Here is a 21,957-nt window from a genome sequence, read left to right as displayed (position 1 = left end):
TCGGTACGCCGGACCACCGTATCGGCGAAATCAGCTCAAGTGCACCGGAAATGCCACGATGTCGTTCTGCGTCATCACCGGCAGATTCCGGATCTCGGCCACCGGCACCGCCAGTCGCAGCCCCGGGAAACGCTCGAACAACGCCGGCAGGGCCACATTGCCCTCCAGCCGCGACAGGCCGGCGCCCGGGCACACGTGCGGCCCGTATCCGAAGGCCAAGTGCCGGTTGGCACTCGGACGCTCGATGTCGAATTCGTCGGCGTCGGCGCCGTGCACGGCGGTGTCGCGGCCGATCGCGCGATACGACATCACCACGCCCTCGCCCTTCTCGATCACCGCGTCCCCCACCGGAATGTCCTCGGTGGCGAAACGCATCAGCAGATGCGTCGACGGGCTCTCGTACCGCAGCGTCTCCTCCACGGCCTGCTTCCAGTCCGCGTCGCCGGCCCGCAGCAGCGCCAGCTGCTCCGGGCGGATCAGCAAGGCGCGCACCGCATTCAGGATGAGGCTGACCGTCGTCTCGTGCCCGGCGGCCACCAGCGCCTTCAGATTGCCGAGGACCTCCTCCTCGGTCAGCCGGTCGCCGCCGTCGTCGGCGAAGATGAGCGCGGACAGCAGATCGTCACCGGGCTGCGCGGTCCGCTTGCGGATCAGATCCAGGTAGTAGTCGTCCAGTTCGGCGATGATCCGCAGCCGTTCGTCCTGCGGGGTCAGCACCGAGAAGAACTTCTTGTAGGACTCCAGCAGCATCGGATGGTCGACGCGGTCGACGCCGAGCAACTCGCCCACCACCCGCATCGGCAGCGGATAGGCGAACAGCTGCTTCAGATCCACCACCGCACCGTCGCGCCCGGCCTCGGCCAGATCGTCGAGAAGCTCGTCGGTGAGCCGGGCCACGGTGGGACGCAACAGTTCCAGCCGCCGCGGCGACAGCGCCTGGGTGGTCTTGATCCGCAGCCGCCGATGCTCGGGCCCGTCGACGGTGAACATCGAACGGCCGGCGTCGACCATGCCGATCAGCGGCCATTCGTAGGTGACCGCGCCCGACTGCCACAGGCTCCAGGCGTTGATGTCCTTCACCAGGCGGCTGTCCACCAGCAGTTGCCGGGCCAGCGTGTGGTCGGTGACGGTCAGCGCGGGGGCGCCCAGCAGATCGATCCGGGCCACCGCGCCGGCGGCCCGCAGTCGCGCGGTCTCGCCGGGCAGATCCCCGACCATCGGATCGATCGAGATGGTGTCGCCGAACGGGCATTTCGAGCTCACGATAGACCTCCGAGCGGACGGACTGCGGTGAAACGGACTGGTAGTGAGGTCATTCCGCCCTGGAATACCGAGGGCCGCCGCGCCAGCGTCGCCTCCGACACCCCGAGCTGGATGTCGGGCAGCCGGTCCAGCAACACCTCGATGCCGGTCCGCGCGATGATCTCGCCGATCTGCTGCGCGGGGAAGGGGCACCGGTATTCGCCGTAGCTGAAACCGAAGTGGGCGTTGTTGCCCGTGTAGGCCGCCTGCTGACGGTCGTCCAGGTTCTGCCGGATGTGCGGGTCGGTGTTGGCGCCGGCCAGGCCCAGCAGCAGCATGTCGCCGGACCGGATCACCTTCTCCGCGAGCCGGGTGTCGCGGGATGCCCAGCGCCCGGCCAGGATCTGGGACGGCACGTCGTCCCACAGCACTTCGTTCATCGCCTGCGCGATGCTGTTGCGCCCGCCGCCGAAGGCCGCCGCGAAACGATCCTGGACCAGCATGAGCCGCACCGAGTTGCCGATCCAGTCCGCCGTCGTCAGATGTCCGGCCGCCAGGATCGCCATCAGATCCAGCGCGTACTCCTCGTCGGTGAACGGGATCGGATGCTGCATCATCCGGCTCGTCACGTCGTTGCCCGGCCGGTTGCGCCGGGCGGCGACCAGCTTCTGGGTGTGCTCGCCGAACCGCTGATGGGCGAGGATGGCGTCCGCGCCGCCGTCGGCGAGCGTCTTCATCGTCCAGGCCAGGTCCGGGATGTCCTCGTCGGCGACGCCGACGATCCGGCCGATCGCGTACACCGGCAGCGGCTCGGCGTAGGACGCGATCAGGTCCGCCTCACCGCGGCCGCAGAACAGGTCGATCAGCCGATCGGCCAATTCCTCGGTGATGCGGCGCAATTCGAACGGATCCACCGCCTCCAGCGCGGGCTCCACCATCGTCACGTGCCGCCGGTGCTCGGCGCCGGCGCTGAAATAGATCGACGGCATCGGCTGCCCCACCATCGGCAGCAGCGGCCAGTCCGGCGGGATGTTGGGCCACTGGTTCCACAGCGCCACGTTCCGCGGGAACAGCTCGGGATCGCTGAGCACCTGGTGCAATTCGCGATAGCCGATCACCAGCCAGGCCGGGATGCCGCCGGGCAGCTCCACCGACACCACCGGTCCGTGCTCCCGGCGCATCTGGCCGTACAGCTGGTGCGGATCGGTGTGGAAGACGGGGCCGGACAGCGATACCGGCGGCCGCGACGCGACCGGGCAGCCACCGGCGTGATTCGAGGCGGCATCGGGTGCGCTCACGAGACTACCTCCGGACCGAGTTGGTATGCCGGGCCCAGGGCCTGGGCCGTCTGTTCCCGCAGCCGCGTGGCGCCCCGGAACAGGTGCTCCACCAAGGCGATCAGGATCTGCTTGCACGAATCCCGGGACCGCGCATCGCAATCGATCAGCGGCACCTGCGGATCCAGGTCCAGCGCGTCGCGGATGTCGGCCAGCGTCTGGGTCGCGCCACCGAAGTTGTTGCGCGCCACCACGAACGGGATCTTCTGGTGCTCGAGACGATCGATGGAGTACCAGGAGTCGGCGATGCGCCGCTGGTCGACCAGGACGATCGCGCCCAGCGCGCCGGTGAACAGCCGGTCCCACAGAAACCAGAATCGTTCCTGCCCCGGCGCTCCGAACAGGTACAGCACGTGCTCGGCGTCGATGGTGATCCGGCCGAAGTCGAAAGCCACTGTGGTGGTGGCTTTTCCGGGCACCGCGGACAGATCGTCGATACCCACGCCGACGTTGGTCATCGTCGCCTCGGTGTCCAGCGGGCGGATCTCGCTGACCGCGCGCACCAGAGTGGTCTTGCCGACGCCGAAGCCGCCGATCACGACGATCTTCAGGCCCCGGCTGGCCGTGCTGAGCAACGGCGCCTCGGCCCGCGCGGGCCGGGGGTCAAAGGTTGCGGAGTCCAACGAGCACCTTCTCGAGCATGGCGGTGTCGAACAGCGAATTCTGCTGCGCACCGGGGCCGGTGTGGCCGGTCTTCGGATGTCGCACGGTGATCTTCCCGGCGAGCAACAGGTCGGAGAGCAGGACCATGGTGATGCCGACCGGCAACCGCAGTTCCGCCGCGATCTCCACCACCGCGGTGGGGGCGCGGCACATTCCGAGGATCTTCACCTGTTCGGACGGCATACCCGGCACCGGATCGCATTCGCTCACCACGAGCGTGACCAGATCGAAGGCATCGGTGTCCGGGCGGCTGCGGCCGCCGGTCAGCGTGTACAGCCGATCCGGAGCGTCGTCGCGACCGGGCCTCGTCACGATACGATCTCGCCCTCGGCCCGGGGCGGTGCGGCCAGGTGCTCGCTGAGTTGCTCGACCAGTTCGCGCATGTTGTGGCCGACCAGGCCCGCGTCCGCCTCCTCCGCCGCCACCACCGCGATGTGGGCGCCCTGGCCCGCCTCGACGATGAACAGGATGCCGCCGTAGAACTCCGTCATCGATTGACGGACACCGCTGCGGCCGTTACCGAATTCGGCGGAGGCGCCGTGCGCGAGGCTCTGGATGCCGGCCGAGATGGCCGCCAGCTGATCGGCCTTGTCGATCGACAATTCCGGCGTGTGACAGATTTTCAGCCCGTCACTGGACAACAGCAGCGCGTGCCGCGTCTCCGGGGTGCGGTCCAGCAACTGCTCGAGCAGCCAGCTGAGCTGAGAGGTGGCGGATGTCGTCATCAATCGTTCTCCACGGCGACAGAGGGGGATACGGTGGCCGCGGCGTCGATGTCGCGACCGGTCACCGCGCGCTGGAATGCTCCGAGCGCATCGGGCCGGGCGGGAGGCGGCGTCTGCGTCGCGTTCTCGGTTCCGGCGGGGCCGGACAGACCGTCCGGATGTACGGCGGCGAGCGTGCTGCCGCGGCGCCGCTTCGGCAGCCGGGCGTCCTCGGCCACCGGCAGCTGCGCCGTGGTGGTGGCGGAGATCGGCTCGGCCGCAACGGTTCCCGCGGCCGGGCGCGGAGCGGCCGCGACCGTGACTCCGGCGGCGGGCAGCGCCAGCACGGTGGTCGCGCCGGGGGTGCGATCCAGGCGGGCGGTCAGCTCACGCGGCACCACGACGACCACGGCGGTGCCGCCGATCGCCGACGGCCGATAGGACACGGTCAGAGAGTGTTTGCGCGCCAGGTGGCCGACGACCGCGAGGCCCAGCCGGGTTCCGGTCAGCGAGGAGAGGTCCCGGCCGCCCACGGTCTCGCCGGAGACGGCGTGCTCGGCGCGGCGCAGCGCGGACTCGCTCATCACGAGACCGCTGTCCTCGATCGTGACCACCACGCCCGCAGGCACTTCCGCGGCGTACACGTGCACCTCGGTGGTCGGCGGCGAGAAGTTGCAGGCGTTGTCGATCAGTTCGGCCAGCGCGTGCATCACGCCCTCGGCGGCGTGGCCGAGCACCGCGACATCCGCGACCGCGCGCAACCGGACGCGCTGATAGCCCGCGACCCGGCCCATCGCGCCACGCAGGATCGATTCCATCGCAATGGGTTTCGCCCAGCGCCGACCGGACCGGGCGCCGCTGAGGACGGCCACACTGTCGGCCAGCCGCCCCGCCTGCGCGGTGCGATGGTCCAGTTCCAGCAGATCGGCGAGCACCGCGGGATCCCCGTGCCGGTGCTCCATCTCGCGCAGTTCGGCGAGCATGCTGGTCATCATCGCCTGCATACGGCCCGCGGCGCTGGCGAAGGACGCCACGGCCGCGGAGCGCCGATTCTCGTTCTGCTGCGCCTCGCGGGCGTAGTGCGCGACGTTCTCGTCGGCGGCCGCCAGGCGGGTCGCCATATCGATCGCGGTGGTCTGGGCCGAGCGCTCGGAGTCGATCCGGTAGCGCTCGGCGTCGACGCGCGCGAGATCGGCGTCCCGGCGCGCCTGGTCGACCACGATCCGCGCCTGGTCGATACCCTCGCGGTACCAGGCGGCCTCGGCGCGGGCGCGCCCGGCCTCGACAGCATTGTGTACGGCCAGACCGATGCTGACCGAGATGATGATCGCCGCCGCGCCGAGACCGACGCCGAGGGGGATCCGGAGATTTGCCGGGGAGATGAGAACCGACCACACCGCAATACTCGCCGTCACGATCGTGACGCCCAGTACTACCGGAACGGTCGGATTCCGCCGCTGCGCTACGGCACTGCGACGTTCATCCTCCGGCGGATTCGATGACTGTGACACCTTCCGCACTTCCACACTCGCCAAGGGAAATGGCACAGCCTCCCCGGACCTATCCGCAACTCAGGGGTAACCCAAACGAGCGGACCGACAAGCAGTTTCGAGCCGCGGATGAGCATAGCCAGTCCGGCACACCCGCGCCAGTCGGCCAGAGTCGAGTACCCCCGAGCAATATCGGGCAAACGCTTCCCAGCTGCGGCAACCAGCCGTGCCGCGCAATTCGGCGAGCCGCGCCGGCGCGTTCAGCGGGCCGCGGGCCAGCCGGCCCCGGTGCGGGCCAGGTCCAGTTCGCGGGCCGTCGGCGCGCGACCGTGATCGGTGTGACCGCCGATCACGATGGCGGCCAGCAGATGTCCGGTGCGCAGCGCCGCGGCCAGGCTCGCCCCGCCGCGCCGGGCCGCCAGGTAACCCGCGGCGAAGGCGTCGCCGGCGCCGATCGGCTCGACGACCGCGGTGGGCAGCGGCGGCACGTCGACGCGGTCGGCGCCGCGGAAGGCGCTGGCGCGGCGCGGCCCGTCCTTGACGATCAATTCGGTGACGCCGGGCAGCAACGCGCGAATGTCCGCGGGCTCGTGCACATCCCAGAGCAGGGCCGCCTCGTCGAGACCCGCCAGTACGATGTCGGCCCGTTCGGCGAGCGCCAGCAGGATCGGGCCGGCGTCGGCCGGATGCCACAGCGCCGGACGGTAATTCAGATCGAACGAGGCGGTGGCGCCGGGTGCGGACAGCAATTCGGTCACCAGGTCCCGGCACGGCGGCGACAGCGCCGCCGTGATGCCGGTGACGTGGATGTGCCCGACCCCGTCCCGCGCCGCGTCCGGCAGTCGCGCGAGAACCGAGGCGGCCGAATCCTTCCGGTAATAACGCACCGCCCCGGCCGGATCCTTCAGATACAGACCGGTCGGGCGATCCGGGTCGACCTCGAGGAATCGGGCGTCCACGCCGGCGGCGGTGAGCACCGCGGACACCCGGCGGCCGAACGGGTCGTCGCCCACCCGCCCGGCGAACCGGCTCGGCACCCCCAGGTGCGCCAGGCCGACCGCGACGTTGACCTCCGCACCGCCGACGGCCACCGACAACGTCTCGGCGTCCCGGAGGCCGGTCGCGGCGGGCGGGGTCAGCGCGATCAGCGGCTCCCCCACGCACAGCACCGTGCCCGGCGCCGGTGCGGTGATCACGGTGCGCCCGCGGGGAATTCCGCCGCCGCCAAGGCCGCCGCCACCGCGTGCAGGGCCAGGCCCTGACCCCACGGCTGCTGTACATCGTCACGAATCACGCTGTAGCCGAACGGGATCAGTTGCAGCACCGTACCGGCGCTGACCCGGGTGAGGGTACCGGCGGCGTCGACGTAGGCCAGCGCACCGGCGACCGCCCGCCAACCGGCGGCACGGATCTCGGCCGGGCAGCCGGGCAGGACGGCCGCCGCGCGCAACATCGCGGCGCCGATCCCGGCGGCGGCCGAGGTCTCCAGAATTCCGGCGTTCTCGGGTTGGTCGTCGACGAGCACACTCCACACGCCGTGCTCCGGCTGCCGCGCGGCGAGCGCGCGCAACTGCCGGGTGAGCACCCCGGCGACCGCCGTTCGCTGCGCGCGATCCACCGGAACCCGGCCGCGGGCGGCCACTTCCAGGAATTCGACCGCCGCGAGGGCGCACCAGGCGTTGCCGCGTCCCCAGAAGCACGGAATCGTCTCGCCGCGATGGGATCCGTGCGCGAACAGCCCGGTGACCGGATCCTGCAGGATCTCGGCGTGGGCGAGCAGTTGTTCGCCGAACCACCGCACCGGCTCCGGGTCGCCGAGTTGCTCGCCCAGGTGCCCGAGGAACACACCGGCCATGAACGTGGTGTCGGCCCACACCCCGCCCGGCCAGTGTTCCAGCGCCCCGTTCGGCGCCCGCGTCGCGGCGGGCGACTCCCGGAACCATCGGCCCAGTGCCACCGCCGATTCGGCGAGATCCGGGTACTCGGCGGCGGCGAGCACCGCCGCGGCGCCGGGGGCGAGGTTGTTCACATGGGTCACCTCGATCCCGGTATCCCATTGGCGCCGAAGCCAATCCACCACCTCGGGCGGTACCGGCGCGCCACGGGCCCGCGCGAATCGCAGCATGCCCAGCAGGCACACCCCCTCCCCCCAGAACCAGGCGGGCAGTCCCACCGCCCAGGTGCGCCGCACCAGCCGCTCGCCGATCCGGATCAGTCGCGGCGCGGACAGTTCCGGCAACGGCGGCAGCGGCGGCGCGGCCCGGCGGGCGGAGGACGGATCAGCGGCGGACATCTGCCGCCCCGGATTCGATTGCGGGCACACCGCTCTCGGGTTCGAGGCGACGCCCGGCGGCGAGATCCAGCACCAGCCGATGCCCCGCCCACCCGGCCGTCAGCCGCGGCGCGCCGAACGGCAGGCACACCGCCGGATTGTCCAGGTGCGGCGGCTCGCCCGGCACACCGTCCACGAGTTCCAGTGCGGGCGAACCGTTCACGGTGAAGGCGCCCGGCCACGAGAGCGCCAGCGCGCGGCCGTCGCGCGCCCGCCACGAGACCGTCCCGGCGCCGAACCCGGGTTCGGCGAGCGCGGCCGCGAACTCCTCGAACGATCCGTCGGACGCGGCCTGCCCGACCGTGGCCACGAAGGCGCGGCCGTCGCCGCGGGGCAGCCACGCCTGGCCGGCCTCGTCGCCCGCCCGGACCGGCTCGAACCCACCGGCGGCCGCGACGGCGACATACCCGTCGCCGACCGCACCGGCCAGCCACGATCCGCGGGCGACCCAGCGGTCCAGATGCGGTGTGGGGAACCACAGATGGGTGCCGAACCGGTCGTGCGCCGGAATCCGGTGCAGCACCAGGACGGTGTCGCGGTGCTGGTGCGCGCGGGGCAGGACACGCTGCCCGGCCCAGGCATTCGGCCGTGCCGACGAGGACGTGCTGTCGGCGGCGGCATGGGTGGCGAACACCTGGACCTCCGGCCCGAGGGTCGCGCCCCAGATGTGCTCCTGCAGACCGGGCAGGCCACTGCGGTAGTCCTGCACGCTGGACAGCATGGCCGCCGGGTGCGCCACACCCGCAGATCCGAGCGGTACGGCCGGTCCAGCAGATCGTGGTGCGACCGGTAGTCACCGCGATACACCTGCCGCCCTTCCCATTCCGCCGGTGGCTCGGTGGCGATCGCGCGGATCACCTCGGGCATCCGGTAACAGGTCGCGGTCGCCAGGGCGGTCGCCGGGAGCACGGCCGAGTTCAGCGCGCCCGCGCCCCACAGCGTCCACATGATGGGCGCGGTCTCCTCGAATCGCGACGATCGCAGGGTCGGCACGTAGGAGCGGCCGTGCGCGGCGCCGTGCACCCCGCGCCAGGAGTTCGCGGCCAGCGTCAGTAAAGTCTTGTCCAGCAACGCTTCCGCCTGCCGGCGCAGTCCGTCGTCGGCGGCGAACTCGATCCAGGAGACCAGGGCCAGGGAGTCGATGGCCAGATAGGCGTTGGAGTCGAACTCGCTGAAACCGCCGGTGAGCTTGCGCCGCAGCCACTCGGCGGCCAGTGTGCGGCCGTGGTCGGCGTGCCGCCGGCCCGGCCGGCCGGCGTTGCCGAACCTCTCGTCCGGGAACAGCTCACCGATCAGGGTCTCCGCGGTGTGCCACACGAACTGGTGGTTCTCGGTGAAGTAACACATGGCGTCCAGACCGGGCTGGTCGATCCAGTACTTGAAGCCCAGCAGCGCGCGGCGCACCCGATCCCGTTGCGCCACGGGCCATCGCGTGTCGCCTAGCCGATGCCACAGATGCACCAGTCCGATCGCCTCGAAATCGGCGCAGTCGCTGCGGGATTCGATCATCCGCAGCGCCGGGGCCAGATCCGCCTCGTCCGGAACGGTTCCGGGACACAGCGCGTGCCGGGCCAGGGCCCGTGCGACCCCGGGCACTCCGGATGCGACGTGCCGCAGCAGTTCCCGCCGCCGGCACGCCGCATCCGTCCCGTCGGGCTCCGGCCGAAACTCGGCGGGCACCCGCGCCACCCGCAGCCGGCGCAACACCGGCGTACCCGGAACACGTACTGTCAGAGTCGTTTCCCCGGTCGTAAGCATCGAGGCGGCGGTCTCGGCGTCCCCGGCAGTCTCGGCGTCCCCGACGGTCTGAGCGCCCCCGGCGGTCTCGGCAGTCTCGGCGGACTCGGCGTCCCCGACGGTCTCAGCGCCCCCGGCGGTCTCGGCAATCTCGGCGGACTCAGCGCCCCCGACGGTCTCAGCACCCCCGGCGGTCTCGGCAATCTCGGCGGACTCGGCGTCCCCGACGGTCTCAGTACCCCCGGCGGTCTCGGCAATCTCGGCGGACTCGGCGCCCCCGACGGTCTCAGCACCCCCGGCAGTCTCGACGGTCTCAGCGTCCCCGACGGTTTCGACGTCCCCGGCGGTTTCAGCGATCCGCGCGGTGAGCGCGGTCAACGGCACCGCCGCGCGGCCGCCGTCGAGCCGCACCTCGCGCGCGTGGTCGTCGAGTTCGACCACCAGCCGCACCCCGGCGGGACCGGTCAGCGTGACGGTGCCGCCGGTGACGGCCCATGGCGTCACCGCGATCGCGTCCAGGACGGTTTCGGCGGCGGCACAGCGATTCTCGTCGGCGCCCGGCGACGGGATCAGCACCCGCACCGGCAGGCCCTCGATCCGCAGGCTCGCCACGTGACGGCACTCCCGGAAGGCGACCTGCCAGGCGACCAGATGGACCGCGGTCCGCCCGGAACGCAGTCGCACCCGCACGCGCAGCGTATCCGGCTCCATATAGGTGAAATCCGTTGTGGTACCGATACATTCGCCGTCGACGAACACCGCGATCGGGCCGGTGCAGGCGACCTCCAGCACCCGGTACTCGGGCTGGTCGACCTCCAGCACGGTCGCCGCGATCGCCTGCCGGTACTCGGGGGTGAAACAGAACTCGCTCCAGTCCAGCAGGCCGTCGGTCCCGGCGTGCGCGCGCCGCCAGGCGGCACGCCGGAGTTCCCCGTCCGCGCGCAGTTGCCACGCGATGTCACCGCCCTCCACCACGACCGGCAGCGGCTGGGCCAGATACAGCGGATGCCGCTGGTGGAGGCGCTGTTTCAGCGGCGCCACATCCGGCCCGTTGGTCAGCACCCAGCGACCGTCCTCGCCCCACGGGCTTCCGTCCGGCGACAGCACCTCGCCGAGGTCGTCGCAGGGGATCGACCACGCCGGGCTGACCAGCCAGTCGCGGACGAAGCCGTGCTCGTCGAGCGGGTGCGACGAGCGCTCGCCCGCCGCGAGATCGGGGAGGTAGCGGCTCATTTCGCGGCTCCGCTCACCGGGCCGCAGATGTTCCGGCCGCGGGCGCCGGTTCGGTCCTCGCGGCCGGCGCTGGGCGCGCGGGCCGAGATCGACTCCGGCGCAACCACTCCCGCCGGCCCGACACCGAACCTCATCGTCCTGATCCGCATCGGTACCGCTCCTTGCCTGGTGGCGGGTCGCGGCCCGCCACTGCGCGGCGTTCGTGCCTTGCCGCTGTCGTGCTCGGTACGGCATACTCCTCCCGCGTCCTCTGGGAGGGAAAGCACTTTCCGCCTGACGGGAAAGATGAAGGAGCAGTACGTGGCCGACGTCCGCTATGCCACCAGCCCGGTCGAAATGGCCACCCTGTCGCCGGAGGAGTTGCGCGCGCGCTTCCTGGTGACCGATCTGTTCGCCGAGGGCGAGGTTCGATTCACGCTGTCGCATCACGACCGGTTGCTCATCGGTGGCGCGGTGCCCGCCGGGGGCGAACTCACCCTCACGCCGCCGCCGGAACTGCGCGCCGAACGGCTCTGCGACCGACGCGAATTGGGCATCGTGACGCTGTCCGGCACCGGAACCGTCACCGCGGGCGAGCGGCGTTTCGCGGTCCGGGCCGAGGACATCGTCTACGTCGGCCAGGGCACGGCATCCGTCACGGTCGCCGGCGACGCGGTCTTCTACATCGTCTCCGCCCCCGCCCACCGGCCGCTTCCGACCAGCCTGATCACCCGCGACGAGGCCGAGACCCACCGCATCGGCGATCCGGGCAAGGCCAGCGAGCGCACCCTCCGCAAATACGTCCACGAGGACGGCGTGCGGTCGTGCGAATTGGCCTTGGGCATCACGACTCTCGAACCGGGCAGCGTGTGGAACACCATGCCGTGCCACACCCACGATCGGCGCACCGAGATCTACCTGTACTTCGACCTGGATCGGGCGGAGCGCGTGGTGCACCTGTGCGGGCAGCCCGCCCGCACCCGCAGCATCATCGTCGCCGACCGGCAGGCGGTGATCAGCCCGCCGTGGTCGGTGCACACCGGCGCCGGCACCGCCCCCTACCGCTTCGTCTGGTCGACCGCCGGCGAGAACCTCGCCTACACCGACATGGATTTCGTCGCCACCGCGGATCTGGCGTGAGCGGTCAGGGGCCGGAGACGGCAGCGGAGCGTCACTACGCAGGCCCCCCGAGCACGCCCAATGGACACAGCGTGAGCGGTCAGGGGCCGGAGGCGGCAGCGGACTCCGATCCGTTCCGGATCGACGGGCAGTGGGCCGTCGTCACCGGCGCGCGCACCGGTATCGGCCGCGCCGCGGCCCTGGCGCTGGCGCGCGCCGGCGCGAATGTGGTGCTGTGGGGCCGGGATCGGGCGGGTCTCACAGAGGTCGCCGCGGAGGTCCGGGCCCTGGGCCGCGAATGCGACACCGTCGGTGCGGATCTCACCGATCCGGCCGGGGCCGAATCCGTCGCCACCGAATTGGCCGCCCGCCGCCGCATCGACCTGCTGGTCAACAACGCGGGCATCATCAGCCGCGGCCCGGCCGCGGAGGTGTCGCTGACCGAGTGGCGGCGCGTACTGGGCGTGAATCTCGATGCGGCCTTTCTGCTCTCCCGCTGTTTCGGCACCGCGATGCTGGCACGCGGCAGCGGCCGGATCGTGAACATCGCCTCGCTGCTGTCGTTCCAGGGCGGCGTCAACGTCGCCTCCTACACCGCGAGCAAGCACGGCGTCGCGGGCCTCACCAAGGCGCTGGCCACCGAGTGGGCGGGCGCGGGGGTCGGGGTGAACGCGATCGCCCCCGGTTACATCGCGACCGGCAACACGGCGCCGCTGCGGGCCGACCCCGAGCGCAATCGCGCCATCTCCGAACGGATTCCGGCCGGCCGCTGGGGCGAGCCCGGCGATCTGGCCGGCGCGGTGGTGTTCCTCTGCTCCCCGGCCGCGGCCTACGTGCACGGGCACGTACTGGTCGTGGACGGCGGCTGGACGGCCCGATGACCTCCCCCGCGAGCTCCGTCGCCGCGCCGTCCCCCAGTGCCGTCGCGAAGGTGGTGCTGGTACTGGAGGCGCTGTCGAGTGTCCACGGCGTCAGCGAGATCAGCCGCGGCACCGGGCTGCCCACGTCGACGGTGCACCGCATTCTGCAGGAACTGGTGGGGCTCGGCTGGGTCCGCGTCGACGCCGACCGCCGCTACCTGCCGGGCGTGCGCCTGCTGTCGCTGGCCGGGCAATCGGCGAGCATCCCGCAGATCGTCCGGCCCGTCCTGCAACGGCTGTGCACCGAGACCGGTCACACGATCCACTTCGCCCTGCTGTCCGGCGACGAGGCGGTGTACGTCGACAAGCTCGAGGGTGACCGCGCCTACGCCATGCGGTCCCGGGTCGGCCTGTCGATCCCCCTGCACTGCACCGCGATCGGTAAGTCCATCCTGGCGGCATTGCCGAAACCCGAACTGCGCACGCGACTTTCGCGCCTTCCGCTCACCGCCATGACGCCGCGGACCATCACCGATCCGGATCTGCTGGTCGCGCATCTGGAACAGGTGGGTGCGCGCGGATATTCGGTCGACGACGAGGAGAACGAGGAGCACACCCGCTGTCTCGGCGCCGCCGTGCTGGACCATCACGGCGCGCCGATCGGGGGTATCAGCGTCTCGGCGCTGACCTTCGACCTCGATCGCGCCAAGGTCCGGACCTGCGCCCCGCTGCTGCTCGCGGCCGCGCGGGAGGCATCCCAGGCGCTCGGCCTGCCCGCTCGCCGCGACTGATTCGCGGCGTTTCCCGGGTTCCTCGGGCAGTATCCCGCGAGTTAGGCTGTCCGGGTTGTTCTTCCGGATCGGAGGCGGGCGTGGGCTGGTTCAACCGACGGCAGCGGCGCGATCCGGGGACGGACCCGCGCGATTCCGCGTTCTCGTTCCTCTCCGCGGACGAGGGCAGGCGTTTCCGCGCGACCATGCGGGAAGTGCTGGCGGAGCGCGGCATCGAGGGCGTGGTGTCCGAGACGCATCTGACCACCATGGACGGCGCCCAGCTCGGCTTCTACAACATCGCGGCCTACTGCCACAGCTACGGCGGCGATCCGGGATCCTGGCCCGCCCTGATCCGCGAGCACCTCGATCGGCTGCTGCGCGAACACCATTCGGACCCACTGGATCTGCCCCACGACGAACTGCTGCCGACCGTGTTCCCTCGCGTCGTCCCGGACTTCCAGATGCAGTACCGGGACGAGTTCCGCTACGGGCCCGAGGTGGCCGAGGGACTGTGGGTGGTGCTGGCCATCGACCGGCCCGACACCGTCACCACCATGCCGGACACCGCCATCGCGGAACTCGGCGGCTTCGACCGGCTGTGGCCGCGCGCCATGGAAAACCTGCGCGCCCTGCCGATTCCGGCCCATCACACCTTCGGGCGGCAGTCCGGCGGCTGGTTCCACGCGATGGTCGACGATTCGTACTTCACCGCCTCCCGGGTGCTGATCCTGGACGAGTTGCTCACCCGCATGGAGGTGCCGTTCGGCGACGACGGTGTGCTGGTGACGATGCCGAACCGGACCCAGTTGGTGTTCCGCCCCCTCGACGGCAGCCGCTTCGCCACGGCCGTCCACGACATGACCGACTTCACCATCCGCGGTTACGTCGACACTCCGGGCCTGGTCAGCCCGCACCTGTATTGGTGGCGGCACGGCGAGCTGACCCAGCTCACGCAGCACGAGGACGACCGGATCACCTTCGACCTGCCGGAGGACTTCCGCGAACTGCTCGACCGCTACGGGGAATGAGCCGAGGGATTCCGCCCGGCGGGGCCACGTTCAGCCGACCGCTTCCTCGGCCGGCTCGGGCAGTGCCTCGCGCATGGACAGCGGGGTCGGCTTCGGGCGCCGCGGTTCCCGCACGCCGCCGTGGCCCTCGTCGCGGGTGAGCCAGACCTGCACGATGGACCGGGCCGGCACCCGGGCGCCGGATTCGGGGCTCTGATCGGTCACGAGCCAGCCGACCTCGGTGCGATCCGGTGTGGGCAGGTCGGGTACGGCGCTCACCGCGGCGAGGCCGACCTTGTCCAGCGCCGCGTAGGCCTCGATCCAGCTCTTGCCGATCACGTTGGGCACGGTGACCGCCGATCTGCGCCGTTCCCGGGCGGCTTTCAGCGGCACCGCGGCCACCTCCCGCGCCGCCTGCTCCGTCGCGATCGTCTGATCCAGATCGTGCCAGCGCTCCCAGGCGGACTGCCGCGTCACACCGAGATAGGTCGCGACCTCCGTCCAGCTCTGGCCGTATTCCCGGGCGGCGCGCACGGCTTGGAGTTCCATCTGGTCCAATGCCCTGCGCACCGTGACGACCTCGTCCAGGGCGGCCAGTGCCTCCGCCCCGGTCGACGGCCCCGTGCGCCGGGCGATGAGCCGCTTCCACGCCGCGTTACCGTCGCTCCACCTGTTGCTGTCTCCCATGTTCGACAGGCTAGCCTGACAGCGCGGATCGGACACTACGCCCAGGGTGAACAGCGAGATCGCTACGGCGCCAGTCGATCCGCCAGCAACTGGGCCAGATGCACACCGCGGCGATCGGTGAGATCGGCCAGCTGGGTACGACAGGAGAAGCCGTCCGCCAGGATCGGATCCTCCGGGCCGGCCGCCGCCACCGCGGGCAGCAGCCGGCTCCCGGCCACTGCCACCGAGACCTCGTAGTGCCCCTTCTCGACCCCGAAATTGCCTGCGAGACCGCAACATCCACCGACGCGCCGCACCTCGGCCCCGGCGGCGCGCAGGAAATTCTCGTCGGTGCTCCAGCCCATGACGGCATGGTGATGACAGTGCGGCTGCGCCACGATCGACATCCCGGTCAAAGATGGCGGCTGCCAGCCGCGTTCGGTGAGCAACTCCGCGAGGGTGCGGGTGGCCGCGGCGACCGGGGCGGCCGAATCGCCCAGCAGCTCCACGGCGTCCGACCGCAGCACCCCTACGCAGGACGGCTCCATCCCGACGATCGGAATGCCGGAATCCGCTTGCCGCGCAAGGCTTTCGATGGTCCGGCCGAGAATCTTCCGCGCGGCGGTGAGCTGGCCGGTGGTGATCCAGGTGAGCGCGCAGCACTGTCGCGCGGCGCCGAGTCGCGGACGGTAGCCCGCCGCCTCCAGCACCCGGACTGTCGCGCGTCCCACGTCGGGGGCGAAATTATCGGTGAACGAATCGACGAACAGCAGCACCGGATCACCGGTCGCCGCACGTTCGGATGCGGTGGCCGCGAACCAGGACCGGAATGTGCGGGGGGCGAACGGCGGGATGCCTCGGCGGGAGTCGACCCCGGCGGCCGCCAGCACCGCGCGGCTCACCCCCGGAATCCGCATGGCCGCGTTGACCGTTCGCGGTGCGAGGGCAGCGAGCCGGGCCCAGCGCGGCAGCCGTCCGAGCGAATAGTGCGAGGCGGGCCGGAGCCGGCCGCGATAGGTCTGGTACAGCACCTCGGACTTGTAGGCTGCCATGTCGACCCCGGTGGGACAGTCCGACCGGCATCCCTTGCAGGACAGGCACAGATCCAGCGCCTCGTGCACCTCCGCCGCGCGCCAGCCACCGGTCACGGCGCCGCCGTTGACCATCTCCTGCAGGATGCGGGCGCGGCCGCGGGTGGAATCCTTCTCCTCGCCCGTGGCCAGGTAGGACGGGCACATCACCCCGCTGGTGCCGGTGTTGTCGGCGCGGCACTTGCCGACGCCGGTGCAGCGATGCACGGCCCGGGTGAAATCGCCGTCGTCCTCGGGATACGCGAAGGCCAGATCGCGGCGCACCGACGGCGCCGCCGGCACCCGCAGATCGGCGTCGACCGGCCGGGGGTCCACCAGCACACCGGGATTGAGCACGTTCCCCGGATCGAAGACCTGCTTCACCGCCGCGAACAGCCGGATCGCGTCCGGGGAGTACATCATCGGCAGCAGCGCGCTGCGGGCCCGGCCGTCGCCGTGCTCCCCGGACAGCGATCCGCCGTACCCGGCCACGAGTTCGGCCGCGGCGGTGAGGAATTCCCGGAAGACCGCGGTACCGCCGGGCCGATCCAGCGGCAGGTCGAGCCGAATGTGCAGGCACCCGTCGCCGAAATGCCCGTAGGGCAGGCCGGTCACCGCGAAATCGCGCATCAGCGCGTCGAAGTCGCGCAGGTACGCGCCGAGCCGGTGTGGCGGCACCGCCGCGTCCTCCCACCCGGCATGGGCGGGCAACCCGGCGGGGCTGCGCGCGGACAGGCCCGCGCCGTCCTCCCGGATCCGCCACAACCGGGCGGCCTGCGCGGCATCGGTGACCACCCGGCTGTCCAGTGCCCCGACGGATCCGGCCGTTCGTGCGGCGCGGTCGAGCACCTCGGCCCGATCGTCCCCCGCGATCTCGACGAACAGCCAGGCCGCCCCGGCCGGCAGTGGCGGCACCGCGCCGGGCCCGCGGCGCTGCCGCAGCACGTCGACGATGCGGGAGTCGATCCCCTCGCAGGCGGTCGGCGCGAACGCCAGCACCGCGGGCGCGGCGTCGCCGGCCGTCGCGATATCCGGATACCCCAGCGCCACCAGCACCCGATGCGCGGGATCGCCGACCAGCCGCACGGTCGCCCCGGTCACCACCGCCAGCGTGCCCTCGCTGCCGACGAGCATCCGCGCGACGTCGAATCCCTTCTCCGGCAACAGATTATCCAGCGCATAGCCGGACACCTGACGCCCGAAACGACCCAGCTCGGTGCGTATGGTGGCCAGTCCGCCCCGGGTCACCCGATGCAGATCCGCGAGCAGTCCCGCGCCGGGTTCGGTGCGCCCGGCGGTGAGCCGCAGCGGCACACCGGTTCCGGCGATCACGTGCAGTTCGGCGATGTTGTCGGAGGTGCGCCCGTACCCGAGCGCGCGGTTGCCGCAGGCGTTGTTCCCGATCATCCCGCCGATCGTGCAGCGGGTGTACGACGACGGATCCGGCCCGAACCGCAGTCCGTGCGGTGCGGCCGCCCGTTGCAGAACCGCCTGCACCACACCGGGTTCCACCACCGCAGTGCGCGCCTCGGCATCGATCGACACCACCCGGTTGAGGTATCGCCCGAAATCCACCACCACCCCGGCCCCGACCGCGTTACCCGCGATCGAGGTGCCGCCGCCCCGCGAGGTCAGCGGTACCCCCTCGGCGCGGCACACCGCCAGCACCGCCGCCACCTCGTGGACATGCCGCGGCCGCACGACGGCCTGCGGCAGCACCCGATACAGCGAGGCGTCCGAGGAGTAGGCGGCCCGCGTGGTCCCGTCGGTCAGCACCTCCCCCGCCCCGGAGCGGCGCAACCGGTCGGCCAGCGAGGCAGTAGCGATCATTCGTAGCATGCTACACCCTCGTAGCATGCTACGATCGCCGCATGGCTGACGGCGAGCTCGACCTCGGTCCCCTCCCGCCCGCCACCGGCCGGCGCATGGAGCAGGCGATCACCGCGGTCCGCGCCGCCATCGACACCGGCCGTATGCGCCCCGGCGTCAAGTACTCCGTCTATCAACTGGCCGACGCCCTGAACATGTCCCGCACCCCCGTCCGCGAGGCGCTGCTCCGCCTGGAGGAGGTCGGCGTCATCAAATTCGAAGCGCGCCAGGGCTTCCGGATCCTGCTACCGCAACCCCACGAGATCGCCGAGATCTTCGCCGTCCGCCTGGCCCTGGAGGTCCCGGCCGCCCGCCGGGCCGCCACCGCGCCCACCCCGGACCTGCCGCGCGCCCTCGCGGCCCACCGGGCGCGGATGCGCTCGGCGGCCCGCGCCGGCGACGAATCCACCTTCGCCCGCGCCGATTTCGACCTCCACGACCTCATCCTCGCCGCCGCGGGCAACGCCCGATCCCGCGCGATCGTCGCCGCCCTGCGCGAGACCACCCGCCTGCTCGGCGCCTCCACCGCCGACACCACCCGCACCCTCACCGATATCGACGACGAGCACACCCCGATCGTCACCGCCGTCTCGGCCGGCGACCCCGAAGCCGCCGCCGAGACCATGCGCACCCACCTGATCACCACCGGCCGCCTGCTGGTCCACCAGGCCGCCCACGCCTGCTCCGGCGTCGACCCGGAAACCATCTGGACCTCCCTCATCGAATAGCCGGCGGGCCCCGGGGTCGGCGAACCCCGCGCGGAACAGCCATCGTCCGGCAACGAGCCGACCGTCCGAGCTCGTTGACAATGTGGTGCAGGTCACCTAGATTGACGCTTCGATCAACGAACGGTCCAGCACCGGGGGAACGGGAATGTCGGCAACCGGCTCGACACGCAGGACGGTGTTGCGTGCGACCGGGCTGGGGGCCGCGGTCTTCGCGGCCGCTTGTACCGGCTTCTCGACCACCGGCAACGGGTCGATGATCTTCCTCTCCACCCAGTTCCGCCCCACCGACGAGGTCGAGCGTTTCCGGGCGCTGCTGGCGCGGACCGCGCCCGGGGTCGCCTACGTGACCATCGAGGAGAGTCCGTTCGCGAATCGGATTCGCACCCAGGTGTCGGCGGGGTCGAACCGGATCGGGATGGTCGGGGGCCTGCACGGTGATCTCGCGCCGCTCGCGCCGGACTATCTGCAGGATCTCACCGGCCTGATCGCCGACCTCGGTCCGCGCGGGTGGTCACCGGACCATCTTCGGCTCGCGCGAGCGGGCACCGACCGGACCTGGTACATCCCCTGGGCCACCGCGACCTACCTACTCGCCGCGCATTCCGACGCGCTGGCGCACCTGCCGCCGGGGGTCGATCCCGAGGCCCTGACCTACGACCGACTCCTGGACTGGGCCGTCGCGGCGCGCCGGGCCAACGGGAACCGGCCGATGCTCGGGCTGCCCGCGGGACCGAAAGGGTTGCTGCACAGGTTCACACAGGGATATCTGCTGCCCTCGTTCACCGCCGGGCAGATCACCACCTTCCGGTCGGCGGAGGCGGTCACGGCATGGCAGTACTTCCGCGAGCTGTGGGCCAACTGCGCGCCCGCGAGCACCACCTACGACTTCATGCAGGAACCGCTGGCGTCCGGGGAGGTTCGGATGGCATGGGACCATGTGGTGCGCCTCGCGCAGGCGCCGCAGCGGGATCCGCAGAACTGGCGAATGTTCCCCGCACCGCGCGGTCCGAAGGGGCTCGGGTACATGGCGGTGCTGCTGGGACTGGGGATTCCGAAGCACGGGCCGGAACCCGAACTGGCGCAACGCACCATCTCCGCGTTCAGCCAGCCCGCCGCGCAGATCGAGCTGTTGCGGTCGAACGGCTTCTTCCCCGCCGTCGGCGCCGCGATCCCCGGCGATCTGCCGCCGGCGGTGCGGCTCGAGGCGGACGCGGTGCGCCGCCAGCAGCAGGCGCCGGGCACGATCGTCTCGCTGCCACCGGTCGGGCTCGGACAGCGCGAGGGTGAGGTGAGCAAGGTCTTCCAGGACACCTTCCGGGCGATCGTGCTGGGCGGGGCCGATATTCGCAACACCCTCGACCAGCAGGCCAAAGTCCTCCAGGGCATCCTCGACGATCTGAAGGTGCCGTGCTGGGCCCCCGATCCGCCCGCCGCACGCTGCCGGGTGGTGTGAGCGATGACCCTGCGCACCCGGACCCCGTGGCTACTGCTGCTCCCCTCGATCGTGCTGCTGCTGGCCCTGTTCGGCTGGCCGCTCGTACAAGCGGTGCTGCAGGCGTTCCGCGATGATCACGGTGTCACCACCGGCAACTTCTCCCGGCTGTTCCACGACCCGTATTTTCTTCCCGCACTGCGCAATACGCTGCTGCTGATCGTGATCGTGGTGCCGATCCAGCTGGTGCTGGCGGTCGCGATGACGCTGCTCGTGCAGGCGCGGCCGCGGTTCCTCGCCGGCCACTTCTATCTCTGGTGCCTGCCGCTGGCGATCTCGGAACTGGCGGCGGGCCTGGTGTGGTTGTCCGTCTTCGGCAATCGGGGCTATCTGAACTCGCTGCTGGTCCGGCTCGGCCTCAGCCACGACGGCGTGCAGTGGCTGGGGTATCAGCACACCTGGACCATGCTGCTGGCCGTGGTGATCGCCGAGGTCTGGCGCGCCACCTCGCTGGTGTTCGTCATCGTGGTGGCCGGGGTGCAGCTGATCCCGCGCGACTACGACGAGGCCGCACAGGTTTTCGGCGCGAATCTGTGGCAGCGGCTGCGGCACGTCACGCTGCCGCTGCTGGCGCCGAGCCTGCAGGTGGCGCTGATCCTGCGAACGATACTGGCGCTGCAGGCCTTCGCCGTCGCGCAGGCCCTGACCGGCCGTGATTTCCCGCTGCTGGTCGGCGAGACCTACCAGTGGTACTCGAATCTGCAGAATCCGGCCGTCGCGAGTGCCGTATCCCTGGTGGTACTGGCGATTTCGCTGATCACCGCCGTGCTGTACCTGCGGACCGTCCGATCACCGGAGCAGGCCGGATGACCGCCGCGCTGCCGCCGATCGACCGCCGCCCGCTGCGCCGCCGCCGGTGGCGCGCGGCCGGGGTGCAGTTCGCCTGCGTCCTGGTGTCGGCGTTCATGGTGGTGCCGATCGTGCTGATCGCGCTGGCGGCCTTCTCCTCGCGGGACAGCATCGACGCCTACCCGAAAACCCTGATCCCCCGGCAGTTCTCGACCGAGACGCTGTCCTCGTTCTTCCACGCCACCGGAACCTTTCCGGCCCTGGGCAATTCGATCCTGGCCGGGTTGTACACGGTGTTCTGGTCGCTGGTGATCGGCGCGCCCGCCGGATACGCGCTGGCGCGCTACGCCTTCCGCGGCAAGGACGCCTACCGGCTGTTCGTGCTGCTGGTGCGGGCGCTGCCGATCGTGGTGCTGTCCGTGCCGCTGGCCACCGTGTTCCTGCGGCTGCGGCTCGACGACACGGTGCTGGCCGTGACGCTGGTGCACACCGTGCTGGCGCTGCCGACCACCGTGCTCATCACCGCCGGCATCTTCGTCGCGGTGCCCACGGACCTGGAGGAGGCGGCGCAGGTGTTCGGGTGCAGCCGCCGGCGCGCCGCGTGGCAGGTGGTGGTGCCGCTCGCGCTGCCGGGCCTGGCCGCCTCGGCGATCTTCACCTTCGTGCTGTCCTGGAACGAGATCCTGGGCGCCACCGTCGTGACCCTCGGCCACCGCACACTGCCGGCCCAGGTGCTCACCGCGCTCGGCGAGGCGTCCACGCCCTATCGGTTCGCGGGCGGTTTCGCGTTGATCGTCCCGGCGCTGGTGTTCATTCTCGTGATACGCCGCTATCTGCTGAACATGTGGGGCACGACGCTGCGATGAG

At 71.2% G+C, this 21,957-nt stretch carries 20 protein-coding genes; 8 read left to right on the top strand and 12 right to left on the bottom strand.

Annotated features, from left to right (window positions below):
• Positions 1 to 30: 30 nt before the first annotated feature.
• From NRB56_RS24650 to NRB56_RS38440, 10 genes are all read right to left on the bottom strand, one after another.
• Positions 31 to 1,263: a cytochrome P450 family protein gene (locus NRB56_RS24650; RefSeq protein WP_319943481.1), complete on the bottom strand. Its 1,233-nt coding sequence runs from the start codon at positions 1,261 to 1,263 to the stop codon at positions 31 to 33.
• Positions 1,260 to 2,540 carry a cytochrome P450 gene (locus tag NRB56_RS24645; RefSeq protein ID WP_319943480.1) on the bottom strand — a complete coding sequence of 427 codons (1,281 nt, stop codon included), beginning with the start codon at positions 2,538 to 2,540 and terminating at the stop codon, positions 1,260 to 1,262. Before NRB56_RS24645 ends, NRB56_RS24650 begins: the two co-directional genes overlap by 4 nt.
• On the bottom strand, positions 2,537 to 3,154 hold the full coding sequence (locus NRB56_RS24640) for a GTP-binding protein (RefSeq protein WP_153346682.1): 618 nt from the start codon (positions 3,152 to 3,154) through the stop codon (positions 2,537 to 2,539). The genes NRB56_RS24645 and NRB56_RS24640 overlap by 4 nt, the downstream gene beginning before the upstream one ends.
• Positions 3,155 to 3,182: 28 nt before the next feature.
• A complete protein-coding gene (locus NRB56_RS24635) occupies positions 3,183 to 3,554 on the bottom strand; it encodes a DUF742 domain-containing protein (RefSeq protein ID WP_019930398.1) in 372 nt (123 codons plus the stop codon).
• Positions 3,551 to 3,967: a roadblock/LC7 domain-containing protein gene (locus tag NRB56_RS24630; RefSeq protein WP_153346197.1), complete on the bottom strand. Its 417-nt coding sequence runs from the start codon at positions 3,965 to 3,967 to the stop codon at positions 3,551 to 3,553. Before NRB56_RS24630 ends, NRB56_RS24635 begins: the two co-directional genes overlap by 4 nt.
• Complete coding sequence (locus tag NRB56_RS24625; protein WP_319943479.1) at positions 3,967 to 5,361, bottom strand: sensor histidine kinase; 1,395 nt, start codon at positions 5,359 to 5,361, stop codon at positions 3,967 to 3,969. Before NRB56_RS24625 ends, NRB56_RS24630 begins: the two co-directional genes overlap by 1 nt.
• A gap of 335 nt (positions 5,362 to 5,696) precedes the next feature.
• A complete protein-coding gene (locus NRB56_RS24620; protein WP_153346195.1) occupies positions 5,697 to 6,632 on the bottom strand; it encodes a sugar kinase in 936 nt (311 codons plus the stop codon).
• Positions 6,629 to 7,729, bottom strand: a complete 1,101-nt coding sequence (locus NRB56_RS24615; protein WP_153346193.1) for a glycoside hydrolase family 88 protein — start codon at positions 7,727 to 7,729, stop codon at positions 6,629 to 6,631. Before NRB56_RS24615 ends, NRB56_RS24620 begins: the two co-directional genes overlap by 4 nt.
• Positions 7,716 to 7,931 (bottom strand): hypothetical protein, encoded by a 216-nt coding sequence (locus tag NRB56_RS38445; protein WP_194290975.1) that lies wholly within the window; start codon positions 7,929 to 7,931, stop codon positions 7,716 to 7,718. Before NRB56_RS38445 ends, NRB56_RS24615 begins: the two co-directional genes overlap by 14 nt.
• Positions 7,928 to 10,738 (bottom strand): hypothetical protein, encoded by a 2,811-nt coding sequence (locus NRB56_RS38440; RefSeq protein ID WP_194290974.1) that lies wholly within the window; start codon positions 10,736 to 10,738, stop codon positions 7,928 to 7,930. Before NRB56_RS38440 ends, NRB56_RS38445 begins: the two co-directional genes overlap by 4 nt.
• A 300-nt stretch (positions 10,739 to 11,038) precedes the next feature.
• Between NRB56_RS38440 and kduI the strand changes: the two genes are divergently transcribed.
• The 4 genes from kduI (at position 11,039) to NRB56_RS24585 (ending at position 14,497) form a co-directional block, all read left to right on the top strand.
• On the top strand, positions 11,039 to 11,857 hold the full coding sequence (kduI, locus tag NRB56_RS24600) for a 5-dehydro-4-deoxy-D-glucuronate isomerase (protein ID WP_319943478.1): 819 nt from the start codon (positions 11,039 to 11,041) through the stop codon (positions 11,855 to 11,857).
• Positions 11,858 to 11,928: 71 nt separating this feature from the next.
• Entirely contained in the window at positions 11,929 to 12,717 is a 789-nt protein-coding gene (locus NRB56_RS24595; protein ID WP_319943477.1) for an SDR family oxidoreductase, read from the top strand.
• On the top strand, positions 12,714 to 13,487 hold the full coding sequence (locus NRB56_RS24590) for an IclR family transcriptional regulator (RefSeq protein WP_153346190.1): 774 nt from the start codon (positions 12,714 to 12,716) through the stop codon (positions 13,485 to 13,487). The genes NRB56_RS24595 and NRB56_RS24590 overlap by 4 nt, the downstream gene beginning before the upstream one ends.
• Before the next feature lie 80 nt (positions 13,488 to 13,567).
• Positions 13,568 to 14,497, top strand: coding sequence for a hypothetical protein (locus NRB56_RS24585; RefSeq protein WP_153346187.1), 930 nt, complete (start codon positions 13,568 to 13,570; stop codon positions 14,495 to 14,497).
• Positions 14,498 to 14,527: 30 nt separating this feature from the next.
• Here NRB56_RS24585 and NRB56_RS24580 read toward each other — a convergent pair whose 3' ends face one another.
• Together NRB56_RS24580 and NRB56_RS24575 are read right to left on the bottom strand one after the other, a co-directional pair.
• Positions 14,528 to 15,163, bottom strand: a complete 636-nt coding sequence (locus NRB56_RS24580) for a PASTA domain-containing protein (RefSeq protein WP_153346185.1) — start codon at positions 15,161 to 15,163, stop codon at positions 14,528 to 14,530.
• A gap of 62 nt (positions 15,164 to 15,225) precedes the next feature.
• Complete coding sequence (locus NRB56_RS24575; RefSeq protein ID WP_227838324.1) at positions 15,226 to 18,051, bottom strand: FAD-binding and (Fe-S)-binding domain-containing protein; 2,826 nt, start codon at positions 18,049 to 18,051, stop codon at positions 15,226 to 15,228.
• Between the two features lie 32 nt (positions 18,052 to 18,083).
• Between NRB56_RS24575 and NRB56_RS24570 the strand changes: the two genes are divergently transcribed.
• The 4 genes from NRB56_RS24570 to NRB56_RS24555 all read left to right on the top strand — a co-directional run bounded on the left by NRB56_RS24570 (position 18,084) and on the right by NRB56_RS24555 (position 21,956).
• Positions 18,084 to 18,809: a GntR family transcriptional regulator gene (locus NRB56_RS24570; RefSeq protein WP_153346181.1), complete on the top strand. Its 726-nt coding sequence runs from the start codon at positions 18,084 to 18,086 to the stop codon at positions 18,807 to 18,809.
• 175 nt (positions 18,810 to 18,984) lie between these two features.
• Complete coding sequence (locus NRB56_RS24565; protein WP_319943476.1) at positions 18,985 to 20,262, top strand: ABC transporter substrate-binding protein; 1,278 nt, start codon at positions 18,985 to 18,987, stop codon at positions 20,260 to 20,262.
• A gap of 3 nt (positions 20,263 to 20,265) precedes the next feature.
• On the top strand, positions 20,266 to 21,111 hold the full coding sequence (locus tag NRB56_RS24560; RefSeq protein ID WP_153346178.1) for a carbohydrate ABC transporter permease: 846 nt from the start codon (positions 20,266 to 20,268) through the stop codon (positions 21,109 to 21,111).
• On the top strand, positions 21,108 to 21,956 hold the full coding sequence (locus NRB56_RS24555; RefSeq protein WP_153346176.1) for a carbohydrate ABC transporter permease: 849 nt from the start codon (positions 21,108 to 21,110) through the stop codon (positions 21,954 to 21,956). Before NRB56_RS24560 ends, NRB56_RS24555 begins: the two co-directional genes overlap by 4 nt.
• The last annotated feature ends 1 nt before the right edge of the window (position 21,957 follow it).

The organism is Nocardia aurantia (genome assembly GCF_009604425.1).
GTDB classification, from domain to species: domain Bacteria; phylum Actinomycetota; class Actinomycetes; order Mycobacteriales; family Mycobacteriaceae; genus Nocardia; species Nocardia aurantia.
Note: the sequence above shows the minus strand (reverse complement) of the source record. Positions and strands in the feature narration are given on the sequence as shown.